This is a genomic window from Prauserella alba (assembly GCF_024171735.1).
GTDB lineage: Bacteria > Actinomycetota > Actinomycetes > Mycobacteriales > Pseudonocardiaceae > Prauserella > Prauserella alba.
Window position 1 is genome coordinate 400,500 of the sequence record NZ_JAMTCH010000006.1, and the last position, 22,054, is coordinate 422,553.

Annotated in this window: 19 protein-coding genes; 9 read left to right on the forward strand and 10 right to left on the reverse strand. The window is 67.6% G+C overall.

Going from position 1 to position 22,054, the window contains the following annotated elements:
• Positions 1 to 150: 150 nt before the first annotated feature.
• From LY12_RS21785 to ald, 3 genes are all read right to left on the reverse strand, one after another.
• Positions 151 to 828, reverse strand: coding sequence for a phosphonatase-like hydrolase (locus tag LY12_RS21785; RefSeq protein ID WP_253859266.1), 678 nt, complete (start codon positions 826 to 828; stop codon positions 151 to 153).
• Positions 829 to 987: 159 nt separating this feature from the next.
• A complete protein-coding gene (gene pdxR / locus LY12_RS21790; RefSeq protein ID WP_253859267.1) occupies positions 988 to 2,472 on the reverse strand; it encodes a MocR-like pyridoxine biosynthesis transcription factor PdxR in 1,485 nt (494 codons plus the stop codon).
• 95 nt (positions 2,473 to 2,567) lie between these two features.
• Positions 2,568 to 3,683: an alanine dehydrogenase gene (gene ald / locus LY12_RS21795; RefSeq protein WP_253859268.1), complete on the reverse strand. Its 1,116-nt coding sequence runs from the start codon at positions 3,681 to 3,683 to the stop codon at positions 2,568 to 2,570.
• Positions 3,684 to 3,964: 281 nt separating this feature from the next.
• Between ald and LY12_RS21800 the strand changes: the two genes are divergently transcribed.
• Positions 3,965 to 5,332 (forward strand): aspartate aminotransferase family protein, encoded by a 1,368-nt coding sequence (locus LY12_RS21800; RefSeq protein ID WP_253859269.1) that lies wholly within the window; start codon positions 3,965 to 3,967, stop codon positions 5,330 to 5,332.
• 303 nt (positions 5,333 to 5,635) lie between these two features.
• Here the strand turns inward: LY12_RS21800 and LY12_RS21805 are convergent, their stop codons facing one another.
• The gene (locus LY12_RS21805; protein ID WP_253859270.1) at positions 5,636 to 6,424 is read right to left on the reverse strand and encodes an IclR family transcriptional regulator; all 789 of its coding nucleotides are present in this window, start codon (positions 6,422 to 6,424) and stop codon (positions 5,636 to 5,638) included.
• Between the two features lie 115 nt (positions 6,425 to 6,539).
• On the opposite strand from LY12_RS21805, the gene LY12_RS21810 reads away from it, so the two are divergent.
• Positions 6,540 to 7,559: a phosphotransacetylase gene (locus tag LY12_RS21810; RefSeq protein WP_253859271.1), complete on the forward strand. Its 1,020-nt coding sequence runs from the start codon at positions 6,540 to 6,542 to the stop codon at positions 7,557 to 7,559.
• A 49-nt stretch (positions 7,560 to 7,608) separates the two neighbouring features.
• Here the strand turns inward: LY12_RS21810 and LY12_RS21815 are convergent, their stop codons facing one another.
• Positions 7,609 to 8,973, reverse strand: coding sequence for an MFS transporter (locus LY12_RS21815; protein WP_253859272.1), 1,365 nt, complete (start codon positions 8,971 to 8,973; stop codon positions 7,609 to 7,611).
• A 25-nt stretch (positions 8,974 to 8,998) separates the two neighbouring features.
• The gene (locus LY12_RS21820; protein ID WP_253859356.1) at positions 8,999 to 10,273 is read right to left on the reverse strand and encodes a hydroxyacid-oxoacid transhydrogenase; all 1,275 of its coding nucleotides are present in this window, start codon (positions 10,271 to 10,273) and stop codon (positions 8,999 to 9,001) included.
• A gap of 161 nt (positions 10,274 to 10,434) precedes the next feature.
• Here LY12_RS21820 and LY12_RS21825 point away from each other — a divergent pair, with 161 nt between their 5' ends.
• Positions 10,435 to 13,332, forward strand: a complete 2,898-nt coding sequence (locus LY12_RS21825) for an FAD-binding and (Fe-S)-binding domain-containing protein (RefSeq protein ID WP_253859273.1) — start codon at positions 10,435 to 10,437, stop codon at positions 13,330 to 13,332.
• On the opposite strand, the gene LY12_RS21830 is transcribed toward LY12_RS21825, so the two are convergent.
• Both LY12_RS21830 and LY12_RS21835 read right to left on the reverse strand, forming a co-directional pair.
• The gene (locus tag LY12_RS21830) at positions 13,310 to 14,134 is read right to left on the reverse strand and encodes an IclR family transcriptional regulator (protein ID WP_253859275.1); all 825 of its coding nucleotides are present in this window, start codon (positions 14,132 to 14,134) and stop codon (positions 13,310 to 13,312) included. The genes LY12_RS21825 and LY12_RS21830 overlap by 23 nt on opposite strands.
• Positions 14,135 to 14,861: 727 nt before the next feature.
• On the reverse strand, positions 14,862 to 15,590 hold the full coding sequence (locus LY12_RS21835; protein WP_308292155.1) for a GntR family transcriptional regulator: 729 nt from the start codon (positions 15,588 to 15,590) through the stop codon (positions 14,862 to 14,864).
• A gap of 48 nt (positions 15,591 to 15,638) precedes the next feature.
• Here LY12_RS21835 and LY12_RS21840 point away from each other — a divergent pair, with 48 nt between their 5' ends.
• The 4 genes from LY12_RS21840 to LY12_RS21855 are packed head-to-tail and all read left to right on the forward strand — an operon-like array spanning position 15,639 to position 19,325.
• A complete protein-coding gene (locus tag LY12_RS21840) occupies positions 15,639 to 16,835 on the forward strand; it encodes a CaiB/BaiF CoA transferase family protein (protein ID WP_253859277.1) in 1,197 nt (398 codons plus the stop codon).
• On the forward strand, positions 16,835 to 17,698 hold the full coding sequence (locus tag LY12_RS21845) for an HpcH/HpaI aldolase/citrate lyase family protein (protein ID WP_253859279.1): 864 nt from the start codon (positions 16,835 to 16,837) through the stop codon (positions 17,696 to 17,698). The genes LY12_RS21840 and LY12_RS21845 overlap by 1 nt, the downstream gene beginning before the upstream one ends.
• A 45-nt stretch (positions 17,699 to 17,743) precedes the next feature.
• A complete protein-coding gene (locus tag LY12_RS21850; RefSeq protein ID WP_253859280.1) occupies positions 17,744 to 19,081 on the forward strand; it encodes a TRAP transporter large permease subunit in 1,338 nt (445 codons plus the stop codon).
• Positions 19,082 to 19,097: 16 nt separating this feature from the next.
• Positions 19,098 to 19,325 carry a hypothetical protein gene (locus LY12_RS21855; RefSeq protein ID WP_253859281.1) on the forward strand — a complete coding sequence of 76 codons (228 nt, stop codon included), beginning with the start codon at positions 19,098 to 19,100 and terminating at the stop codon, positions 19,323 to 19,325.
• Positions 19,326 to 19,411: 86 nt separating this feature from the next.
• Here the strand turns inward: LY12_RS21855 and LY12_RS21860 are convergent, their stop codons facing one another.
• Positions 19,412 to 20,026, reverse strand: coding sequence for a site-specific integrase (locus LY12_RS21860; RefSeq protein ID WP_253859283.1), 615 nt, complete (start codon positions 20,024 to 20,026; stop codon positions 19,412 to 19,414).
• A gap of 24 nt (positions 20,027 to 20,050) precedes the next feature.
• Between LY12_RS21860 and LY12_RS21865 the strand changes: the two genes are divergently transcribed.
• Together LY12_RS21865 and LY12_RS21870 are read left to right on the forward strand one after the other, a co-directional pair.
• Complete coding sequence (locus tag LY12_RS21865) at positions 20,051 to 20,245, forward strand: hypothetical protein (RefSeq protein WP_253859284.1); 195 nt, start codon at positions 20,051 to 20,053, stop codon at positions 20,243 to 20,245.
• Between the two features lie 29 nt (positions 20,246 to 20,274).
• Complete coding sequence (locus tag LY12_RS21870; RefSeq protein WP_253859285.1) at positions 20,275 to 20,694, forward strand: DUF3500 domain-containing protein; 420 nt, start codon at positions 20,275 to 20,277, stop codon at positions 20,692 to 20,694.
• 487 nt (positions 20,695 to 21,181) lie between these two features.
• Here the strand turns inward: LY12_RS21870 and LY12_RS21875 are convergent, their stop codons facing one another.
• Positions 21,182 to 22,021 (reverse strand): NAD(P)-dependent oxidoreductase, encoded by an 840-nt coding sequence (locus LY12_RS21875; protein WP_253859286.1) that lies wholly within the window; start codon positions 22,019 to 22,021, stop codon positions 21,182 to 21,184.
• Positions 22,022 to 22,054 lie beyond the last annotated feature (33 nt).

Below are 22,054 nucleotides of genomic sequence, written 5' to 3' on the forward strand. Positions count from 1 at the left end.
CACTCCTGGAACAGTGGGTTGCCATCACTACCGCCCGGTACGCCGGGCATCTCCCGACATACCACATCCTCGACCATTACTATCATCCCTTTGCACCGCGAAGAAAGCGCCAACGGGGCGAAAACGCAACGAAGCGGCGATCGGTAGACACTAGGCCCGGACGATAGCGGGAAGGTCGGCGACGGACTCGAGAACGTGCGTAGCGCCGTGCTCCGTCAGCGTCCGTGCGTCGTGCGCCCCGGTCAGCACCCCGGCTATCACGCTCGCGCCTGACCTGGTTCCGGCGAGCACGTCGTAGCCGGTGTCACCGGCTACGGCCACTCTCCGCGGATCGACGACCCCGAAGTTCCGCGCAGCGGTGTGGATCATGTCCGGATATGGGCGCCCACGACCGGCCTCCTCGGGTCCCACCACGAGGTCCGCCAGATCGCGCCATCCCAACCGCTCCAGGAGCCGATCGCGCGTGCCGCGCGCGAACCCGGTCGTCAAGCAGACGCGTACGCCGTCGTCACGCAACGAGGACATGGCCTTCTCCGCACCGGAGATCGGTTCGCAACCGTGCGCCACCAGATCGTCGTAACAGCACTCGAAGACCGCGTTGGCGCGGCGGGCACGATCCGGTTCACCAGGGAACAGCGCATCGAAAACTTCGATTTTGGACTGCCCCATCGTCTCCCAGACGTACCGCCGGGCACGTTGGTGTTCACTGGTACCGGTCCGCATCCCGGCGTCTTCGAGAGCCCCGTCGAATGCCTGCTCGACCAGACCGCCGTCGTGCACCGTGGTCCCGGCCATGTCCAGCACCACCAGCTCGATTCCTTGGCTCACGTCGCCTCCACAAGGTCCGCATACTGTTCTTCGACCGCCGTAGCTCTGCTGGAGCGCGAAGGGTCATGTCGCGGACCGGGCTGCAACGCGCTCACGCCGATACAACCGTGGATCGCGGCCGCTCGGTAGGTCCAGACGAAACCGACCGACGGGGTCCAGCTACTCGGCTCCGGGATGCTGTGCCGTCGCAAGCTCCTTGTCCAGGACATCACCGAGAAGCCGTAGGCCCTCGTCGATGCACCGCCGCGAGATGGCGGCGAACCCGATCCGGAAATGGTTGCGGCCGCGCTCGGGTTCCATGAAGAAGATGTCACCGGGCTCGACGAGAATACCGTGCTTCTCGGCACAATCGACCAACCGTCGGCAGTCCAGCTCCGCGGGCCCCGTCATCCACAGGCTCACACCACCCGGCGGAAATGCGGGCTGCTGCCACGGCAGGTGCTCGGCGACGCCCGCGCACACCGCTTCCCACTTGTGCATGAGCCGCGATCGGTAGCGGCGCAGCGACCGCAGGTACTCGCCCGAGTCGATGAGTAACGCCAGGGCCCGTTGCAAGTGTCCCGACGGATGCCGACACATATACCGGCGAACCTCGCGCAGTTCCCGAACCAGCGGTGTGGGCCCGACCAAGTACCCCAGTCGCAACCCTGGTGACAGGAACTTCGAGAAGGTGCCCAAATACACCGCATCGCCACTGCTGTCCAGCGCCTTCAGCGCCGGGGTTGGACGTCCCTGGTAACGGAACTCGCTGTCGTAGTCGTCCTCGACGACCACCGTCCCGCTCTCCGCCGCGCGTTGAAGCAACTCGTGGCGGCGACCGATGCCCAACGTCACGTTGGTCGGATGATGGTGACTCGGTGTCACGTACAGCAGGTCGGTGTCCCGTAGCGACTTCGGCGGCCGCAACCCGGATCCGTCCACAGCGGCCCCGCGTACGGTCGCCCCGCTGCGCAGGAAGATGTGCCTCGCATCGAGGTAGCCGGGATCCTCGATGGTCACCGTCTGGCCCGGGCCCAGCAGGACCCTGCTGAGCAGATCCAGCCCTTGCTGCGAGCCGACGGTGACCAGAATTTCCTCGGGCGACGCCTCAATGCCCCGCATCGGCAGCAAGTGACGGCGGATCATCTCGACCAGCAGCGGGTCGTCGGAGTCCACGCTGTCCTGCAGGCTGTGATAGACGTGCGGGTGAAACAGCGCGTCACGCAGGCATCGTGACCAGGATCGGGACGGGAACGAACTGACGTCGACCTGCCCGGCCAGGAACGGGTACGGATACTCGTGCCAGTCGGCCCGTTTGCGGATGTGCGGCACCTCCGAGTCCGGTGGCCGCCGGATCCGGCTCGACCAGTCGATGCGCGGCACGGTGTCGTGCTCCTGAGCGGTGCAGTGCCGCCGCATCTCCGCGTTCACGAACAACCCCCGGCGTTCCTGGCTGTCCACGAACCCCTCGGCAATCAGTTCCTGGTAGGCCAGATTGATCGTATTGCGCGAGACGTGCAGCTGCTCGGACAGCTCCCGGGAGCTCGGAAGACGATGCACGGGATCGAAGGTTCCCACCGCGATGCCGTGTTCGATCGCTCGACGCACTTGCTGGTACAACGGCTCTTCGGACGTCTTGTCGATCTCGATCAGCGTTCGCGGCATCTTGATCCCTCCCTGCGTTCCCTGGCGCGGCACCGAGCGGATAGCACAGACCGGGCGGCGCGGTACCGCGACCACCGCTCCGTGCCGCGCGGCACTCAGGTCAGCAGCTGCTCGGCGGGAATGCAACCCATTCCGAATGCCTCGGCTACGCTCTCGTTGGTCACATGACCGTCGACCGTGTTGATCCCGCCGGAAAGTTCCGGCCTGGCACGCACCGCTTCGCTCAGGCCCCGGTTCGCGATCTCCACGACGTACGGGAGCGTGACATTGGTCAGTGCGTGCGTCGAGGTGTTGGGCACCGAACCGGGCATGTTGGCCACGCAGTAGAACACCGAGTCGTGCACCTGGAAGGTCGGCTCGTCGTGGGTAGTCGGCCGCGAGTCCTCCATGCAGCCGCCTTGGTCGACCGAGATGTCCACCAGCACGCTGCCCGACTTCATCCGTGACACCAGTTCGTTGGTGACCAGCTTCGGTGCCTTGGCGCCCGGCACGAGGACAGCACCGATCACCAGGTCCGCCTCCGTCACAGCTCGCTGAATCTCGTAGCTGTTCGAGGTCGTGGTGCGAATCCTGCCCTGATACATCCGATCGGCGGCGCGCAGCTTGTCGACGTTCTTGTCCAGCAGTTCCACGTCGGCCCACGCCCCCGCGGCGACAGCGACCGCGTTCATCCCGGCGACCCCCGCGCCGAGCACGGCAACGCGTGCAGGACTCACGCCCGAAACGCCGCCCAGCAGAGTTCCGCGCCCACCGTTGACACGCATCTGGCACTGCGCCCCGACGAACGGCGCCAGTCGCCCGGCCACCTCGCTCATCGGGAACAACAAGGGCAGCGACCCGTCCGGCCGTTGCACAGTCTCGTAGGCGACACCGGTGACGCCGGAGTCGAGCAACGCTTGCGTGCACCGCTCACTGGCGGCCAGATGCAAGTAGGTGAACAGCACCTGCCCTCGCCGCATCCTGTCGTACTCCTCGGCGATCGGCTCCTTCACCTTCAGGACCAGTTCGGCCTGCGCCCACACATCGTCGGCCGACTCCAGCACCTTCGCCCCGGCCGCCGCGTAGTCGTCGTCGGAGATCGAGGAACCGGCCCCCGCACCGCGTTCGACGACGACCTCGTGACCATACGAGGTCAGCTCGTAGACACCGGCCGGTGTTGCGGCCACCCGGTATTCGTGGTTCTTCAGCTCACGAGGAACACCGATCTTCATCTGCCACTCCCTTTGCCCTGTCTTCAGCTGCCCTGCCGGAACAGCCGCCCCGCCGCGCCGGGGTGCTATCAGGCTGACAACCGAGCTGGAACCGCGAGAAGCACCAGAACGTCCCGCGTCGACGGGTCCAGTCACGGCGCTTGCTGGACCCTCCGAACGGGCCGCTTCTGGCTCTGCCCTGCGTGGTTCGCGCTGGGCATGGTCGGGGTGACGGCAGCGGTCGTCCGATCACCAGGGCACCCGACGCGCCGTGACCGTCCGCAGCTAATGAAGGAGGAAGCGTGGACACCGCAGAGCTCAGAGACAAGGCCCGTCGTCATCTAGGGCCGCACTTCACACGTGGGCCACAGTGGCGTGCCGCAGAAATGCCCGTGTTCGTACGAGGCGAGGGCTGCCACCTGTTCGACAGCGAGGGGCGGCGCTTCCTTGACGGGCTGTCAGGGCTGTTCTGCGCCAACCTCGGGCACAGCCGGGGCGACATTGTCTCGGCGGCCAGCAAGCAAATGGACCTACTGCCCTACTCGACCAACTGGGGTTCGGCGCACCCACCCGCCGTGGAAGCCGCTTCGCTCATCGCCGAGCTCGCTCCCGGCGATCTCACCACGACGTTCTTCGTCAACTCCGGATCCGAGGCCGTCGAAAGCGCCCTGAAGCTCGCCCGCCAGTATCACGCCAGCAACGGGCAACCCCGTCGGACCAAGATCATCAGCCGGGACATGGCCTACCACGGGACCACCATGGGCGCACTGTCGGTCACTGGCATTCCGAAGATCCGAGCCCCGTTCGAGCCGCTGCTGGAGGGTGTCCGGCACGTGCCCAACACACTGGGGGTCACCGGTGACTGCGGCCCGGCCGCCGAGCTCGAATGCGTGCGCAGCATCGAGCGTGTCATCGCGGAGGAGGGCGCCGAGACCATCGCCGCGATCTTCGCCGAACCCGTCCAGAACGGGCGTGGCGCACTCGTTCCGCCCGACGGCTACTGGCCCGAGCTGCGCCGCATCTGCGACGAACACGGCATCCTGCTGGTCTCCGACGAGGTCATCTGCTCCTTCGGACGCCTCGGCTCGTGGTTCGGCAGCGCCCGCTACGGAGTCACGCCGGACCTGATCACCTTCGCGAAAGGGTCCACCGCCGGCTATGCGCCTCTCGGTGGCGTCATCGTCCGCGAGCCGGTGATCGAGCAGCTGTTCGACCACGGTAACCGGGCCGGGTTCACGCACGGCGCCACGTGGGGCGGCCATCCGGTGGCCACGGCCGTCGCCGGCGCCACGATCAACGCCATGCGCGAGGAATCCGTCCTGTCCAACGTCGAACATCACGGTCCGCAGCTGCGCGCCGGACTCGAGGATCTCCAGCGCGCGCACCGCTGTGTCAAGGATGTTCGCGGGACCGGCTTCTTCTACGCGATCGAACTGACCGCCAACAGCAACACGGGCCGTGACCTCACCGATGAGCAGTCCACGCACGTGCTTCGGGAAGTCCTCCCCAAGGCCTTCGAGCGCACCGGAGTGATTTTGCGAGGGGACGACCGCGGTGCCACGATGCTCATGGTCTCCCCACCGCTGATCTCCAACGACGACGTCATCGCCGAACTGCTGGCCGGGATCGACGGCATGCTCTCCGACGTCGAAGCAAGCGTGCCAGCCTGACTCTGACAGCGATGGGCACGTCGGCACGAACGCCGACGTGCCCACCTGTGCCACTCGATCGATGAGACGTCTCCACGGCAATGGTGCTCGGCCCGACGGCGTTGAGCGAGTCGAGCTTGTCCACCTGCGCTCGCCTCATCCTCCGGGCGATCGCCACGTCCACTGTCGACTGAACGACGACTGGATCGGCTCGTTCCGGTCCCGGCGACACTGTTGGTCATCGGCGGGATCACGGCGCCGCGGACCGACCCGTCGAACCCCGTGTCGTCGCCGCGGCGCGGCGAGCCGGCGTGACCGCGCGACTCAGAAGCTGTGACCGGGCGGTAGCAGCGTCGAGATCTCCTTGGCGGCCGTGACGACCAAGGGGCCGAGCTCGCCGAACCGGCCGTCCGGCACACGCACGGCGGGTGCCTGCACGGCGATGGCCGCTCGCGCGACGCCCGAGCCGTCGCAGATCGGCGCGGCCGCACAGCGCACCCCGATGGTGGATTCCTCGTCGTCGGTGCTCCAGCCGCGGGCGCGGATCTCGTCGAGCTCTGCGCGCAGGGCCGGTACCGTTGCATGCGTCTTCTCGGTGATGCGGGTCAGCCTGGCGACGCCCTTGAGCGTGGCCGTTTCGATCTCGCGGTTGAAGGCCAGCAGCACCTTGCCCATCGATGAGGCGTGTAGCAGCACGCGGGTGCCGGGCGGCTGGGTGAAACGCAGCGGCTGCGCCGACTCGATACGTTCGACGACCACGGCGGTATCTGCGGCGAGCACGCCGAGGTTGACCGACTCGCCGGTGGACCGGGCCAGCTCCTGCAGGACCGGGTACACAACATCGAGGCCGAAGTCGTGGTGCGCGGCCTGCCCCAGCAGCAGCGCTGCCGTGCCGAGGTAGTAGCGCTCGTTCTCCTCGTTCTGTGCCAGGTAGCCCTCCGCTACGAGGGCGCGCACGATTCGGTGCGTCGTGCTGAGGTTGAGCCCCAGCTCCTTCGACACCGCGCCCACGCCGAGATCGCCGTGGTGATCGCGGAACAGGCGCAGCACGGCGAACGCCCTCGACACCGTCTGGGCGCCCGTGACATGGCCGCCCCCCGGGTTCGCGTTCACAACCCCCTCCTCCCTGTCACATGTTGGAATCAGCTTACCCGCTCGTTGACATGGTGCACCCGCTACCTTAGGTTCCATAATTGGAACTGTATTCTATTATATGGAATGGTGACGGATGAACGCGGTAGCGGAACGCGAGTCAGACGCTGCGCGCGGGCAGCTGCTCGCCCGCTGGCGGGAACGCATTCGCGGCCGGGATGTGCGAGTCGCGCTGCCGGACGGCACCGACCCGCGCGCGATCGCCGCCGCGCTGCGGCTGCACGACGCCGGACTGGTGTGTCCCCGGCTGGTCGGCGATCCCGCCGCGATCCGCTCCGCGGCCGGCGCCGCCGGACTCCCGTTGCCGGGTGAACTGGTGCTGGACGCACGGGCGCTCGTCGACGACGGCGACGTCGCCGCGGCCATGCGCGCGGGGTTCACCGGCCGCAGGGAGGCCGAGCTGCCCACGGTGGAACGGGATCCGCTCTTCCTCGCCGCGGCCGCGCTGCGCGCGGGCGTGCTGGACGCTTGCGTCGCGGGCGCGACGTGCCCGACCGCGAACGTGCTGCGCGCCGGGATCAGGGTGGTCGGCTCGCAGCCCGGCGTCGAGGGCGTCAGCAGCCTGTTCCTGATGCTCTTCGACGACGACCAGGTCGTCGCGTTCGCCGACTGTGCGGTGCTGCCCGACCCCGATACCGCACAGCTGGCCGACATCGCGGTCGCGACGGCGGGCTCGTTCCGAGCGCTCACCGGCGAGCAGCCGCGTGTCGCGATGCTGTCCTTCTCCACACAGGGCAGCGCGAGTCACTCCACAGTGGACAAGGTGCGCGCCGCCACGGAACGGGTCCGCGAGCGCGACAGCGGCCTACTGATCGACGGCGAGCTGCAGCTCGACGCGGCGGTCGTGGCGGCAGTCGGTGCCGCGAAGGCACCGGACTCGGCCGTGGCGGGCAACGCGAACGTACTGGTCTTTCCCAACCTGGACGCGGGCAACATCGGGTACAAGATCGCCGAGCGGTTCGGCGGCGCGACCGCCCTCGGCCCGATCCTGCAGGGGCTGCGGCTGCCGCTGAACGACCTCTCGCGCGGCTGTTCGGCCACCGATATCGAGGTGATGTCGGTGATCAGCGCAGTGCAGTCGCTCGCCGCACGCTGAGGCGGGACGAGGTCGAAGCCCCGCCTCGCCTCAGCGTGCGGCTGGTCTCTCAGGCGCTCGCCGCCTGAGCCGTGTCGGCCGGCTCACGGCTGTCCACGTCCTGGGTGTAGAGCGAGCTCCGCCGGATGGCCATGGTGCACACGGCGCTCACCACGGTCATGACGAGCATGTAGCCGAGCACCAGGCCGTATCCGCTACCGGAGAGACCGACGAGCGACGACAGGATGAGCGGCGTCAGGCCCGAGGCGAAGACTCCGGAGAACTGATAGACGAACGAGATCCCGGTGCAGCGCACAGACGTGGGGAACAGCTCCGAGTAGAATGCTGCCTGCGGTCCGTACATCATCGGGTAGCAGATGCCGAGCACGACGACGATGCCGACCCCGACGATCCAGGGCTGGCCGGTGTCCATCAGCGCGAGCGCCGGGAACGAGGCGATCCCGGTGATCACTGCGCCGAGAGCGAACACGCGTCGGCGGTCGAAACGGTCCGACATCCGGCCGAACAGCGGGATAAACACCAGCATGACCATGGCTGCCGCCATCACTCCGAGCAGCAACGGTTGCCGGGGCATGCCGATCGTGCCAGTTCCGTAGGAGATGGAGAACACCGCCCAGGCGTTGAAGGCGACGCCCTCGGTGAGCCTGCTGCCCATGCCGAGCAGCACGTGCCTGCGCGAGAGCCGGTCCTTCGCTAGCTCCACGAGCGGCACGCTGGCCTTCGCCTTCTGCTCCTCCATGTTCCGGAAGGCCGGGGTCTCGATGACCCGAAGCCGGATGAACATCCCGACGAACACCAGCAGCGCGGATAGTCCGAACGCGATCCGCCACCCCCACGAGAGGAACGCCTCGTTGGACATCGCCGCGCCAAGCCCGGCGAAGACGCCGGTTCCCAGAGTCAGCCCGAGCGCGAGCCCGATCTGCGGGAAGCTCCCGTAGAACCCGCGTTTGCCCCGTGGGGCGTACTCCACGGTCATCAGGACCGCACCGCCCCACTCGCCGCCGATCGCGATGCCCTGCGCCAGCCGTAGTATAACCAGGATGATCGGGGCGGCGATGCCGATCGAGGCGTAGTTCGGCACGAGGCCGATAGCGCACGTGGCCACACCCATGATGAGCATGGTCGCCACAAGCGTTCGCTTGCGGCCGACGCGATCACCGATGTGGCCGAAGATCAGCCCGCCGACCGGGCGTGCGACGAAGCCGAGCGCGAAGGTCGCGAACGACAGCAGCGTTCCCACCAGCGGGTCCTCGCTCGGGAAGTACTGCGCGTTGAAGATGATCCCCGCCGCGGTGCCGTACAGGAAGAAGTCGTACCACTCCACCGTGGTGCCGATGACGCTCGACGCCACGACCGTCCGCAGCTCGCGCCTGCTCACCTGGTCCGAGCTCGTGTGCCTTGTCTTGCCGGTCATGTCGATCCTCCCTCGTGCCCGCCGGTCACAGGGATTGCCGGAAGATTTGCGCGACGGCGTCCCGGTCGAGCGGCCGGGGCACCACCGCCAGCTGACGGGTCTGCTTCAGTGTCCCGTCCGTCAGGGTGTCGAGGTCGTCCTCGCAGTACCCGAAGCTGCGCAACCCGCTCGGCATGCCGATGTCGGCCATCAGATCGGTGAGCACGCCCGCGAGCGCCTCGGCCCCGTCGGTCTTCGTGAACGTCCGTCCCGACAGCAGCTCCGCCGCGCGGAGGTGCCGCTCCGGGTCCGCGGGATAGCTCCACCGGAACACGGCGGGCGCCGTCGCCGCGACGGCCTGCCCGTGCGGGACCATGGGCATCTCCGGGTAATTCTTTGCCTGGTAGTCCTTCACAGCGCCCGCCACCGGGTAGGCGTTGGCGTGCGGCAGGTGGGTGCCCGCGTTGCCGAAGCCGGTGCCCGCGTAGGTGGAGGCGAGTGCCATCTGGGTCCGCGCCTCGAGGTCACGGCCGTTGCACACCGCCGTGCGCAGGTGCTGGCCGACCAGGCGCAGCGCCATCTCGCACCAGACGTCGCTGATCGGGTTCGCGCCGCAGAACGCGGGCCGGCGCATCGGGTCCTCGGGCGCAGCCTTGGTGTCGAAACGCACCGCTGTGTAGCTCTCGAGCGCGTGGGAGAGGACATCCATACCGCTCGCTGCGGTCACCTCGGGCGGCAACGTCAGCAACGTGCGCGGGTCGACCACGGCCAGTGTCGGCCGCAACTTCGCGTGGCTGACACCGGCCTTGAGGTGCAGCCCGAGGAAGTCGATGACGCAGATGGTCGTGGATTCCGAACCGGTTCCTGCCGTGGTGGGCACGGCGATCAGCGGCTTCAGCGGCAGCCAAGGCGCCTTGCCGCCGCCGATCGGCGGAGTGACGAAGTCCAGCAGCTCGCCGGGGTGCGTGGTCAACAGGTTGACGGCCTTCGCGGTGTCCATCGCCGAGCCGCCGCCGATGGCGACGAAGCAGTCCCATTTCTGCTCCCGCGCGAACGCGACGGCCTCCGCGATGCTCTCGTCGGTCGGCTCGACGCCGACGCGGTCGAAGACCTCTGCCTTGACCCCGGCGGCAGTGAGGCCATGGGCGACCCTGTCGGGAATCCCGGTCTCGCGTACCTGGCGGTCCGTGAGCACCAGACACGAGCTGGCTCCCGTCGCGGCGGCCTCCGCGCCGATCTCGTCCAGTGCTCCGGCCCCGAACTTCAGTGGCGGTGCCGCCCAGGTGAACACGCTTTCGTTGCGGTGCAGATCCGGCTCCATCGACGGTCTCCGATCATCGTTGATTGTCACTCGGGACGCCTCGCCGTTGACACTATGTGGGAGAGGCAACCACTATGTGGCAGACCACGCTAGGTGTCCGAGAGGCATTCGTAAAGTGCGAATCGTGAGCCGGCGCCGCGAATCGAACCGACAGGAGCGGAATGACAGCCTCCCCCAACGAAGTCAGCGAGCTGGCACGCGCGTTGTCCGATGTGGTCGACGGCGAGGTGCGCGCCGACACCGCGACGAGGGCGTTGTACTCGACCGACGCCTCGAACTACCGCCATGTCCCGCTCGCGGTGGTGGCACCGCGCTCGGACGCCGACGTCCTCGCCGCGCTCGAGGTGTGCGCGCAGCGGGGTGTACCCGTCCTGCCGCGCGGAGCCGGAACCAGCATCGGAGGGCAAGCGGCGAACACCGCCGTTGTCCTCGACTTCACGCGGCATCTCGACCAGCTGCTCGACCTCGACCCTGAGGGCGCGACCGCCAGGGTCCGTCCCGGGCTGGTGCTCGACGAGCTCCAGGCCGCCGCCGCGCCCCACGGCCTGACCTTCGGCCCCGACCCGTCCACGCACAGCCGGTGCACGCTCGGCGGCATGATCGGCAACAACGCGTGCGGCTCGCACTCGGTGGCGTGGGGCAAGACCTCTGACAACGTGCGTTCGCTGGAGATCGCGCTCGCCGACGGCACCGTGCTCGACGTCGGACCGACCACCGACGACGAGCTCCGGAGGCTGCGCGCGCGCGAGGACCGCGTGGGCGCGCTGTACCGCGACCTCGACGGGCTGCTCCGCAGGGACGCCGACCTGATCCGTGCGAGCTTCCCCGACCTGACACGGCGAGTGTCGGGCTACAACCTCGACGCCCTGCTGCCGGAGAACGGCTGGAACCTGGCGCGGGCGCTGGTCGGCAGCGAGGGCACCTGCGCAACGCTGCTGAGCGCCACGGTCGAGCTCGTCGCGGCGCCGCGCGTCCGGTCGATGGCGGTGCTCGGCTTCGCCGACAATATCGCCGCCGCCGAGGCCGTCCCGGAACTGCTCGGGCTGCCGGTGCTGACGATGGAAGGCATCGACGGCCAGGTGCTGGCGGCGCTGCGGGAACGCCGCCGAGCTGCGGCCACCGAGGCGGGGCTGCCTGACGGGAGCGCGTGGCTCTACCTCGAGACCGGCGGCGACACCGAGGCGCAGGCGAACGAGCGGGCACGCCAGGTGGCCGCGGTGGCACCGAGCGTCGGCGCCACCGCGCTCGTCGTCACCGACCCGGCGCAGCGCCGTGCGCTGTGGCGGATCCGGGAGGAGGGCGCGGGCCTCGCGACCCGACTCGCCGACGGCTCGGAGGCCTGGTCCGGCTGGGAGGACGCCGCGGTGCCGCCGCACCGGCTCGGCCCGTACCTGCGCGAGTTCGAGAAGCTGCTCGAGCAGCACGGCAGGCGCGGCGCGATCTACGGTCACTTCGGCGACGGCTGCCTGCACGTGCGGATCGACTTCCCGCTCACCGCCGACGACGCCCGGCAGCGGTACCGGAGCTTCCTCTCCGAGGCCGCGGACCTGGTGGTGGCCCACGGCGGCTCGCTGTCCGGCGAGCACGGCGACGGCCAGGCACGGGCGGAGCTGCTGCCGAAGATGTTCCCTCCCGACGTGATCCGCTCCTTCGGCGAGTTCAAGGCCGTCTTCGACCCCGAGAACAGGATGAACCCGAACCGGGTGGTTGACCCGGCTCCGCTGGACGCGGACCTGCGTCCCGTCGTCGCGCCGCCGGTGCTGCCTACGCGCGCGCGGCTGGCGCTGCAGGCCGACGACGGCGACCTCGGGGCGGCGACCCGTCGCTGCGTCGGCGTCGGCAAGTGCCTCGCCTCGGCGGGAGGGGTGATGTGCCCGAGCTACCGAGCGACCGGCGAGGAACAGCACTCCACCCGTGGACGTGCGCGGCTGCTGTTCGAGATGCTGGCCGGCGATGTGGTGACCGACGGCTGGCGCTCGCCCGAGGTGAAGGAAGCGCTCGACCTGTGCCTAGGCTGCAAGGGATGCAAGACCGACTGCCCGGTCGGCGTCGACATGGCCGCCTACAAGGCCGAGTTCCTCAACAGACACTACGACAAGCGGCCGAGGCCCGTCTCGCACTACGGCATGGGCGCGCTTCCCCGCTGGCTGCGCGTCGGCGCACTCGCCCCGCGACTGGTCAACGCGGTCGCCGGCTCGCGGCTGGCTCCGCTGCTCAAGCGCCTCGGCGGGGTCGCGGCCGAGCGCGACATCCCGGCGCTGGCGCCGAGGAGCTTGTGCTCGTGGTGGAGGTCGCGGGGCACAAACACCACCGGGGGCGCCGAGGTGGTGCTGTGGCCGGACACGTTCACGAACCACTTCGACCCGGACGTCGGGCGGGCCGCGGTCGCCGTGCTCGAGGAGCTCGGCTACGAGGTGCACCTGCCCGCGCGTTCAGTCTGCTGTGGACTGACGTGGTACAGCACCGGACAGCTCGACACCGCACGCAAGAAGCTCCTGCGCACGCTGGACGCGCTCGAACCGTGGCTGGCGCGCGGCGTCCCGGTGATCGGGCTTGAACCCAGCTGCACCGCGATGTTGCGCGCCGACGCGGCGGAGCTGCTGCCCGACGACCCGCGCGTGCCGCAGCTCGCCGCGTGCGTCAGGACCTTCGCCGAGCACGTCGGCGAACCGGCGGCGAAGCGCCTGGCCGCGCGCGGGCGGGATGGCGTCGCGGCGCGCGTGCTCACGCAGGTACATTGCCACCAGCATGCAGATCTGGGCTTCGACGCGGACCGGGGCCTGCTCGGCGCGGTGGCCGACGAGGTCGAGGTCCTCGACGGCGGGTGCTGCGGTCTCGCGGGGAACTTCGGGTTCGAACGAGGCCACTACGAAGTCTCGGTCGCGTGCGGCGAGCACGAGCTGCTGCCCGCGGTGCGCGCCGCGGACGCCGAGACGGAGGTACTCGCCGACGGGTTCAGCTGCCGGACCCAGATCCGGCAGCTGACCAGCCGAGAGCCGGTGCACCTCGCCACGCTGACGGCCAGGGCGCTGGGGCTCAGCGAGAGAGGTGGCGATTGACGGGGACGAACTTCGCGATCTCCTTCGCCGCCGCGACAGCGCGTGCTCCGAGGTCGCGCAGCCGGGTTCGGGGCAGGCGCACCGTCGGCACCTGGATCACCAGCGCGGCGTGCGCCCTGCCGTCGGAGTCCAGTACCGGCGCGCCGACGCAGCGAACGCCCGCGACGTTCTCCTCCTCGTCGATGCTGTAGCCACGACGGCGGATGCGCTGCAGCTGCTCGGCGAGACGTTCGGGACTGTCCAACGTGTGCTCGGTGAGCCGTGGCAGTCGTGCGGGCAGCGACGCCAGGTAGTCCTCGGCGTCGGGGGAGTGCGCGAGGATGGCCTTGCCGGAGGCCGTGGTGTAAAGCGGGAAGCGTGCGCCGGTGTGCTGTTCGAACCGCAGCGGAAGGGTGGACTGCACGCGCAGCATCACGACCGACTCGCGACCCTCCCTGACGGCGAGGTTCACCGACTCCTCGGTCTCGGTGTTGACCTGTTCGAGGATGGGCAGCGCGTGGTCGAGACCGAACCCACGCTGCGCGGCCTGCCCGAGCAGGACCGTGCCGGTGCCGAGGTAGTAGCCGTCGGTGCGGAGGTTGTGGGCGACCAGCCCGCCCGCGCCAAGCGCCCGCACCACCCGGTTCGCCGTTCCGGAGGAGAGCTCGAGCTCCGCGGCGATCCGTGACAGCGGCAACTCTCCCTCGGACTCGGCGAGCAGCTTCAGCACCGCCAGCGCTCGGCTGATCGCCTGGGTCCCCGGAGGGCCCGCCGCGTTCTCGCCGGTGCCATCCTCACGTGGCGCAGTGTCTCGGGCCGCCATTCGCACATACCAGCCTTCCTGTGGGATGGCACCAACTCTATCGGCGGATCCGAGACGCTGCGCGAGCATCAGCCCGCGGACCCCGACGCGACAGTTCCGCTCGTGGCTGGGCTGCTCGGGAGGGGACGTTCCCGGCATCGACGGCCCACACATGAGGCTCCCCGTATCGCTCCCGCGTACTCGGGGATGTCTCCGACCAGTCACAGTCGCACAAGCCGCATCCCAGTCGCGCCCCCGTGCGTACCGCCACCGCGGAAGCGCTTGGCGTGCGGTTCGATCACCTGGTGGAGATTCGAACCGACACCCGCATGAACACCCATCAACAGCAGGCGCCCACTCGTGGTGCGGATCGTGGTGCGAACTGCTGGCAACAGCGGCTCCAGTGGGCCGTGCGAGAACGGAACCGCAGCTAGATGCCCTAGGCACGACAGATCATTTCCCTCCTAAGGCGGAGCTCACCCGGTCGAAACCTCACGTGACAACGGCTTCTGCTGGCGGACCGATCCAATCTCACCTGCGAGAGATCGAACTCGGTGGGCATGCACTTCTGCGCCATCGGCATCATTCTGTCGACGCAACGCGCTCGCGAGGTCAACGCGCAGGGAAGTTTCCGCGCGGATGAACTTCGGATCCAACCTGTCCAGCGCTCTTACGAGAACGTCAGTCCTCAGCCACACAGGCTGCGGGTCCAGCGCGACCGGGACCGATAGGTCGGCCACCACCGGCTTCAGCTGTCACCCCGCTGGGCATTGCGTGCGGCGCCAGCCTCGTCGAGGTGCTCCACCATCGCCCGCTCAGCACTGACAGCGTCGTGCGCCGCGAGCGCCTCCAGCAAAGCTCCGTGCTGGTCAAGGAACTGTTTCGCGTTCCCCGGTTCGTGCCACAGCGATGTCGTCGACGGCACCGGATGATTGCGCCAGAGCGCATCCAGATGCTCAGCCAACAGTGCGGGCCCGCCTGCGCGTGCGATGAGGTCGTGGAATCGCCTGCTGTGCTCGGCAAGGTCGTCGATGTGCCCTGCCTCGTGCTCGCGCAACATCTGTTCGTGCAGCTCGAACAGTGCCGCCAACTCGGTATCGGTGATCCGTTCGGCCGCCAACCGAGCGCAGAGTCCTTCGATCGCGCCGCGAAGGAGGTACAGCTCACGAGCCGCATCGCTGCTCAGCTCGGACACGGTTGCCCCGCGGTGGGAGCGGTACGAGATCAAGCCTTCGCTCTCCAGCCTGCGCAGCGCCTCACGGACAGGGGTGATCGAGACCCCGAGCCTGCGAGCGATCTCGTCCTGCGGAACTGCGGTACCGGCCGACAGCTCGCCGCTCATGATCTCCTCGCGCAACACCTGGTGCACGTAGTCGGCTTTGCTACCCGGTGGACGCGGCCGTGTTGACCTGGGTGCGACCACGCGAGCTCCCTTCGAGACAGAGGCGAATACCTCCTCAGAGTAGCCGAGTGTCACGTCGGGTCATGTCGATGAGCCCTTGACCAAAGTAATGCATTTTATAAGATGCATCCCGTGAACGCTCTCTCAGGAATCAAGGTCGTGGACATCTCGACACTCTTCGCAGGGCCGACCGCTGCCATGCTCCTCGGCGACTTCGGCGCTGACGTGATCAAGATCGAGCACCCTCAGCGAGGCGATCCTTCGCGTGGCCACGGTCAAGCCAAAGACGGCGTCGGCCTATGGTGGAAAGTCCTCTCACGCAACAAGCGCACGACAGCGATAGACCTGTCCATTCCTGAAGGTCAGGACCTCCTCAAGACGATCCTCGCGGACGCGGACGTGCTGATCGAGAACTTTCGTCCGGGGACACTCGAGCGCTGGAACCTCTCCCCCGAGCAACTACACGAAGTCAATCCTCGACTTGTGATCGCACGCGTCACAGGATTCGGCCAGTTCGGCCCCATGTCGAACGAACCAGGTTTCGGCACGCTGGCCGAGGCGATGAGCGGATTCGCGTCGATGACCGGCGAGCCCGACGGCCCTCCAACACTGCCGCCGCTCGCACTCGCCGACGGGATCGCCGCGCTGGCCGGGGCGTACACAATCATGGTCGCCCTCCAAAGCAGGCAGCAAACCGGCGAAGGCCAGGTCGTGGACCTGGCGATCATCGAACCGATTCTGACCGTGCTCGGGCCTCAGATCACGGCCTACCGAGCACTCGGCGTGATCCCGGAACGCACCGGCAACCGGTCCACAAACAACTCCCCGCGCAACATCTACCGCACACGCGACGGGCGCTGGCTTGCCATCTCGACCAGTGCGCAGTCCATCGCCGAACGCGTCGTCCGCCTTGTCGGCAGACCCGAGCTCGTCGACGAACCGTGGTTCGCGTCCGGACGCACACGTGCCCAACACGCCGACGAACTCGACGAGGCAGTCGGCGGTTGGATCGCCGAGCGCGACGCCGAGGACGTTATCGCGGCGTTCAATGAAGCGGAGGCTGCCATCGCCCCGGTGTACGACGTATCGGATGTCGTTGCCGATCCACAGTTCCAGACACTCGGCACCGTCCTCGACGTCCCGGATCCGGAGTTGGGAACCGTCGCCATGCAAAACGTACTGGCGCGTCTGTCCGACACACCAGGCGAGATCCGCTGGGCAGGTCCTCGTCTGGGTGAGCACACGCACGAAATCCTTACCGAAGCTGGAGTTTCGACAGGGGACATCGCAGCGCTCCGCGAACGAGGGGTCGTGGCCTGATGTCGACGTCCGTAACGGTCACCGCGCTCTACGCACCCGCCAGCCGACCCGAACTGCTGCCCAAGGCGCTGAACAGCGGCGCCGACGCAGTTCTTGTCGACCTGGAAGACGCAGTCCTAGCCGGGCGAAAAGACGCCGCCCGAACGAATGCCCTCGCACTACTCGACGAACTCCCCAACGAGCCTGACGTTCAGATACGCGTCAACCATCCCCGCGGAGAACACGGCACTCGCGATCTCAGTGCCTTGGGCCGACACCCTGCGCTACGGCAGGGTCGCGTCGGCCTTCGGCTTCCCAAGGTCAGCACCCCCGACGATGTCGACGTCGCACTCGAGCTGCTCGCCATCGACGACGTGGGGTCCGCACCGCCGATGCACTGCCTGCTCGAATCTGCGGAGGGTGTGGAGAACGCCACGGCAATCGCCCGGCATCCCGCGGTCATCGGCCTCGCACTCGGGGAAGCCGACCTGGCGGCCGAACTGTCCTTGGAGGGTGAAGAGGCCCACTCGTGGATTCGTAGCCGCATCGTCGTCGCAGCGGCCAGCGCCGGCCTTCCAGCACCCGCTATGGCGGTCTACACCGACCTCAATGACCTTTCCGGGCTTGCGGAGTCCTGCGTGCGCGGCAAAGCGCTCGGCATGTTCGGACGCAGCGCGCTACACCCCAAACAACTCCCCACCATCAAGGAAGCCTTCGCGCCGACCGAAGACGAAGTGCGCAAGGCCCGCGAAGTCGTCACCGCCGCAGCGAGTGGGGAGGCAGACGAAACAGGAGCGCTCGCGCTCCCCGACGGCCGGTTCATCGACGCACCGATCATCGAGTCCGCCCGCCGCACCCTCCAACTCGTGGAACGGCTCAGCTGAGCCGTTATCCCGTTCCCCCTTTTCCTACAACGAAGTGGATTCCTCATGCTCGGCGTCTGGGCGCTGATCGCCTACATCGCGATCATCATCGTGTGGAACGGCATATTCAAACGCAACATCGGCGAGGCCATGATCCTCGGCTTCGCCGCAGTCGCCGCTTTCGGCGGCAGCTCATTCTTCGATACCCTGTGGGCCGGTATCGAAGGCGCCGCCACTGAGGAGATCGTCTTCGCGGCATTGACCTTCGTTTTCATGGGTTTCGTGCTCAGTAAGACCGGCGTCGTCGATCAACTCATCGCGATGCTCAACTCCCTGCTGGGTAGACGTCGCGGTGGCGCAGGTTACGTATCGACGGTGGCGTCCGGGTTGTTCGGCGCGGTCTCCGGGTCGGGCTCAGGCAATGCCGCCGCCGTAGGCGCGGTCACGATCCCCTGGATGGAGAAGTCAAACTTCAGCCCGAAGCTCTCCGCCACTGTCGTCGCAGGCAACGCCGGACTCGGCATCGCCATCCCACCCAGCTCATCACTCTTCATCCTCACCGGGTCCGCAGCCGTCGCAAGCTATGTGACAGCCGACCAGCTGTTCCTGGCACTGTTCCTGGGCGGCGCATGGACGCTCGTCTATCGACTGCTCCTCGTCTTCTTTATCGTCCGCCGGCACAAGATCGGTGCCGTCGATCCGGAACTCATCGAGCCCTTCAGGCGGACTTTCGCAGCGGGCTGGTCGAGCCTGCTGGTATTCGTGGGCATCGTCATCCCCGTCCTGCTGACCTCCGGAACCACCGGCGACGCGATCGTCACGTGGATCGGCGAGGGACCCGCGGACGAGATCTCCATCATCACGTGGATCCCGGTACTCGTCACGATCATCGGCCTCATCCTCGGCCGCAAAGCGCTGCCCCGCCGCGCTGCAGGTTGGTGGCAGCTGTTCGGCGAAGTCGGGCCACGTTACGCGGTCATCGGCGCGACACTCTTCTTCGCTTTCGCGGCCGCCGAGTCACTCGGCGAACTCGGCCTCGGCGAACAGCTCGCTTCACTGTTGGACGGCCTCGACATGCCACCGTTCCTAGTAGCGTTCATGATCGGCTTGATCGTGGTCGGCGTCGCCGCACCGCTGACCGGCACTGCGACCATCGCAGCAGTGGGCCCGGTCGCATTCACCACGCTACTGTCCGCAGGCGTATCGCCGGTTCCTGCCGCGGTCGCAATCCTCGTCTTCGCCTCGACCGAAGGCGCATCGCCGCCCGGGGCAGCCCCGATCTACATCGCCAGCGGCATCGCACGCGTCAACCCCGCACGCACCTTCATCCCGCTTGTTCTGTGGTATGTCCTGCCGATTCTCGCCATCGGTTCACTGATAGCCGTCGGCGTGCTGCCGGTCTGACACGAAGGAGACTCTGATGATCACCCGGACTTTGGACAGCACGTTTCGCGTGTGCTTGGCGCTGTTCCTGATCGGCGGCGTGGTCGTGGTGGCCACCCAGGTCCTCGGGCTAGTCGCCGGTAATGGACCACTCATCGAAGCCGCCGTCGAATGGGCAGGTACTCCGACATTCGTCCTGGCCGGCGTCGCCGGCCTGCTCGGGTTCATCCTGTCCTATTTGAAGGGTTGGGACACCAGCGACTAACGCTGGGGTGCCGACCCCGTGGTGTAGCGGCCCACCGAACTTCAGCACCAGCGGCGCCGCTACACCACGAGTGCGGCTTACCGGTGTCAGCTATTCGGCCCCTTCGGTAGTCGCTTCGGCATGCGGGCGCCGAGGATCTCCGCAGCCTTGCGGTCGGCCGCCGCAACCCACGCCGCATAGACCCGGAGCGTGGTCGCTCCGCCTCCGCCGTGCCCGAGGCGGCCGGCCACCGTGCGCAAGTCCACGTCCGCGGTCAGCAGCTCGGTGGCCGAGTAATGCCGTAGCGCGTGCAGGTGTGTCTTGATGCCCAGACCGGTCGACATCTTCTTGCAGCGATTCGACACCGCATCCGGCGGAGACGGCTCTGCCAGGCCACCTCGCGCGCCGGTGAAGACAAACGACTCCTCGTCCCACGCAGCCTCGAGCTTCCCGAACAGCTCCTGGCAACGCTTCTTGCGTTCCCGCAACAACCCGACCGTTTCGGTATCGAGCGCGATCCGGCGGATCTGATGGGTCTTCGTGTCCTTCTCCTTGCCGATCCCGCGCACTGTCGTGTAGCTGCTCCGCACATCCACGACACCTTCATCGAGCTCGACTCGGGACCACCGGAGTGCGCAGACCTCCCCGCGACGCATACCGGTCGTCATCACCAGCCACACCAATGTGCCCCAGGCCTCGTCGAGGTCGAACGCCTTCTCCACGAGCGTGGCCGCCTCATCCCTGCGGTGTACACCAACGAGGACGGTCAGGAGGTGCAGCCTCTCGCCGGAATGTACGAGACGGCATTCGCCTTCTACGACAGTCTCACCGACGAACAGCGTGAAGCCTTGTATCAGAGTGAGCACGTCAGCAACCTGCAGTGTGCCCCGGGCGGAACGTGTGACTACTCGACCGGGACCGGACTTACGGTGCAGACCTGAGCGACGAGCAGAAGCAGCTGCTGCTCGACGTGGCCGCGAACTGGGTCGGCCCTTCCGACCGGGAGACCACAAACGACGCACTCGCCAAGATCGAGGAATCGTTGGACGAGACCTACATCAACTGGTCCGGTGCCACCAGCTACGACTTGAGCTCCGGCGACGGCATCTACTTCCAGACCTCCGGTCCCGACGTCTATATCGAATTCTCGGACCAGCAGGGTTCGGCAGGAGCGGACGTGGACAGGTACACGACCTCGGTGTGGGGTCACATCCACACCATCTACCGTGACCCGCAGCACGACTACGCCGGCAGCGTCGAGCAGCAAGAGGGCAGTGGCCCCGGTGGACCGGGCGGCGACCAGAACGGTGGTCCTGATGGTGCACCGGACGATGGTGGTGCACCATCAGCCGACGGCGACTTCGGGGCGGGGTCAGAAAGAACCGGATGACGGCGATTTATTCATCACCACGCCCGAGAGGTACGGGGCAGTGTTCCGCCGGTGCAGTCCCTCCGGCAGCGGAGCACTGCCCCGTACGCGTGCGCGTGAGATACCGGTGATCGTGAAGCCCAATCCCGCCGACCCGTCTCGTTGCACACGTCCGCATGTAGTCGCGATTCGCCATGTTGCAGATCGAACTCACGGCGTCCACATCACACTGGTTCCGACGGGAACACCGACCAGCGGGAAGTCGAACAGGCTAAACCACACTGACAGCGCCTGTCAGCAGCGCGAAGCCGATGTAGGCGATCGAACCGGACAGTACCCACAGAAGAGCGGAACGCTGGAACTAGCCGAGGTCCTTTCGGATCAGGTCAAGCAGGACCCATAGCGGCGCTGAAGCAGTCTGAGGACCAGCAAGGACCTGAGCCCACGCACGTTCCCGATGACGACGACCGGGCAGGATCGGTCAGCCGCGCCCTTGTCCCGTTGTAGGTCAGTCTTGCTGCGCACCACTATGCACGTGGTGCTCGGTGGTCATCCGCTCGAGCGCCGTCGCGGTGGCGTCGGTCATCTCCGACGGCGCCCCCAGCCCGGCCAGGTAGGTACTCGTGGCGCGCATCTCGTACATGCGGCGCTCCGCGTGTTTGCCGGTTCCGGTCAGGAACCGGTCGATGACCGCCTGGCCGTCGCCGGCGAGGACACCGGCGATCTGCCCTCGGACCCATTCCTCCAGGCCGGCCTTGCGCCCGGCGACGACCGCCTCGATGACGACCGAGGCGAGGCCCTTCATGAAGACGCTGCGGAGGAATTTGTGCGCCATGGCGTCCCCGAGTGCGCCGTCGACGATCTCCACCGGGCTGCCGACGGTCGTCATGACGGCCGCGACCGACTCGGCTCCCGGGCCGGCTGACATCAAGGGTGTCTCCGTACCGAGCTGGACCACCGGGCCGAGGATCGCGACGTCCGCCGGTCTGAGGTCGTCACGATCCTTGAACACCTCTGCCAACGCACGCTTGTCACCAGGGCTCGACGAGGTGCAGTCGGCGTAGACCGCACCGGCCCGGAGCGTGCCGACGACGGTTTCGGCGACTGAACGGCTCACCGACGCGGCGGTCAGGGTGAGGACGACGTCGACGTCAGCGACCGCCGCTTCCGCCGATTCCCTCAACTCGACGCCCTCCGGCAGGGTCTGGGCGTACGGATCGAAGGCGGTGACCCGGTGGCCGGCGGCGACAAGGGCGGCGCCGTAGATCCGACCCACTTCTCCGAGACCGAGAAGACCGACGGCCACGGTGCGGGAAGCCGACGAGGACGGTGTTGTGCTGGGGGGCATGCGCCACCTTTCGTGCTGGAGTTGGTGTCGGGA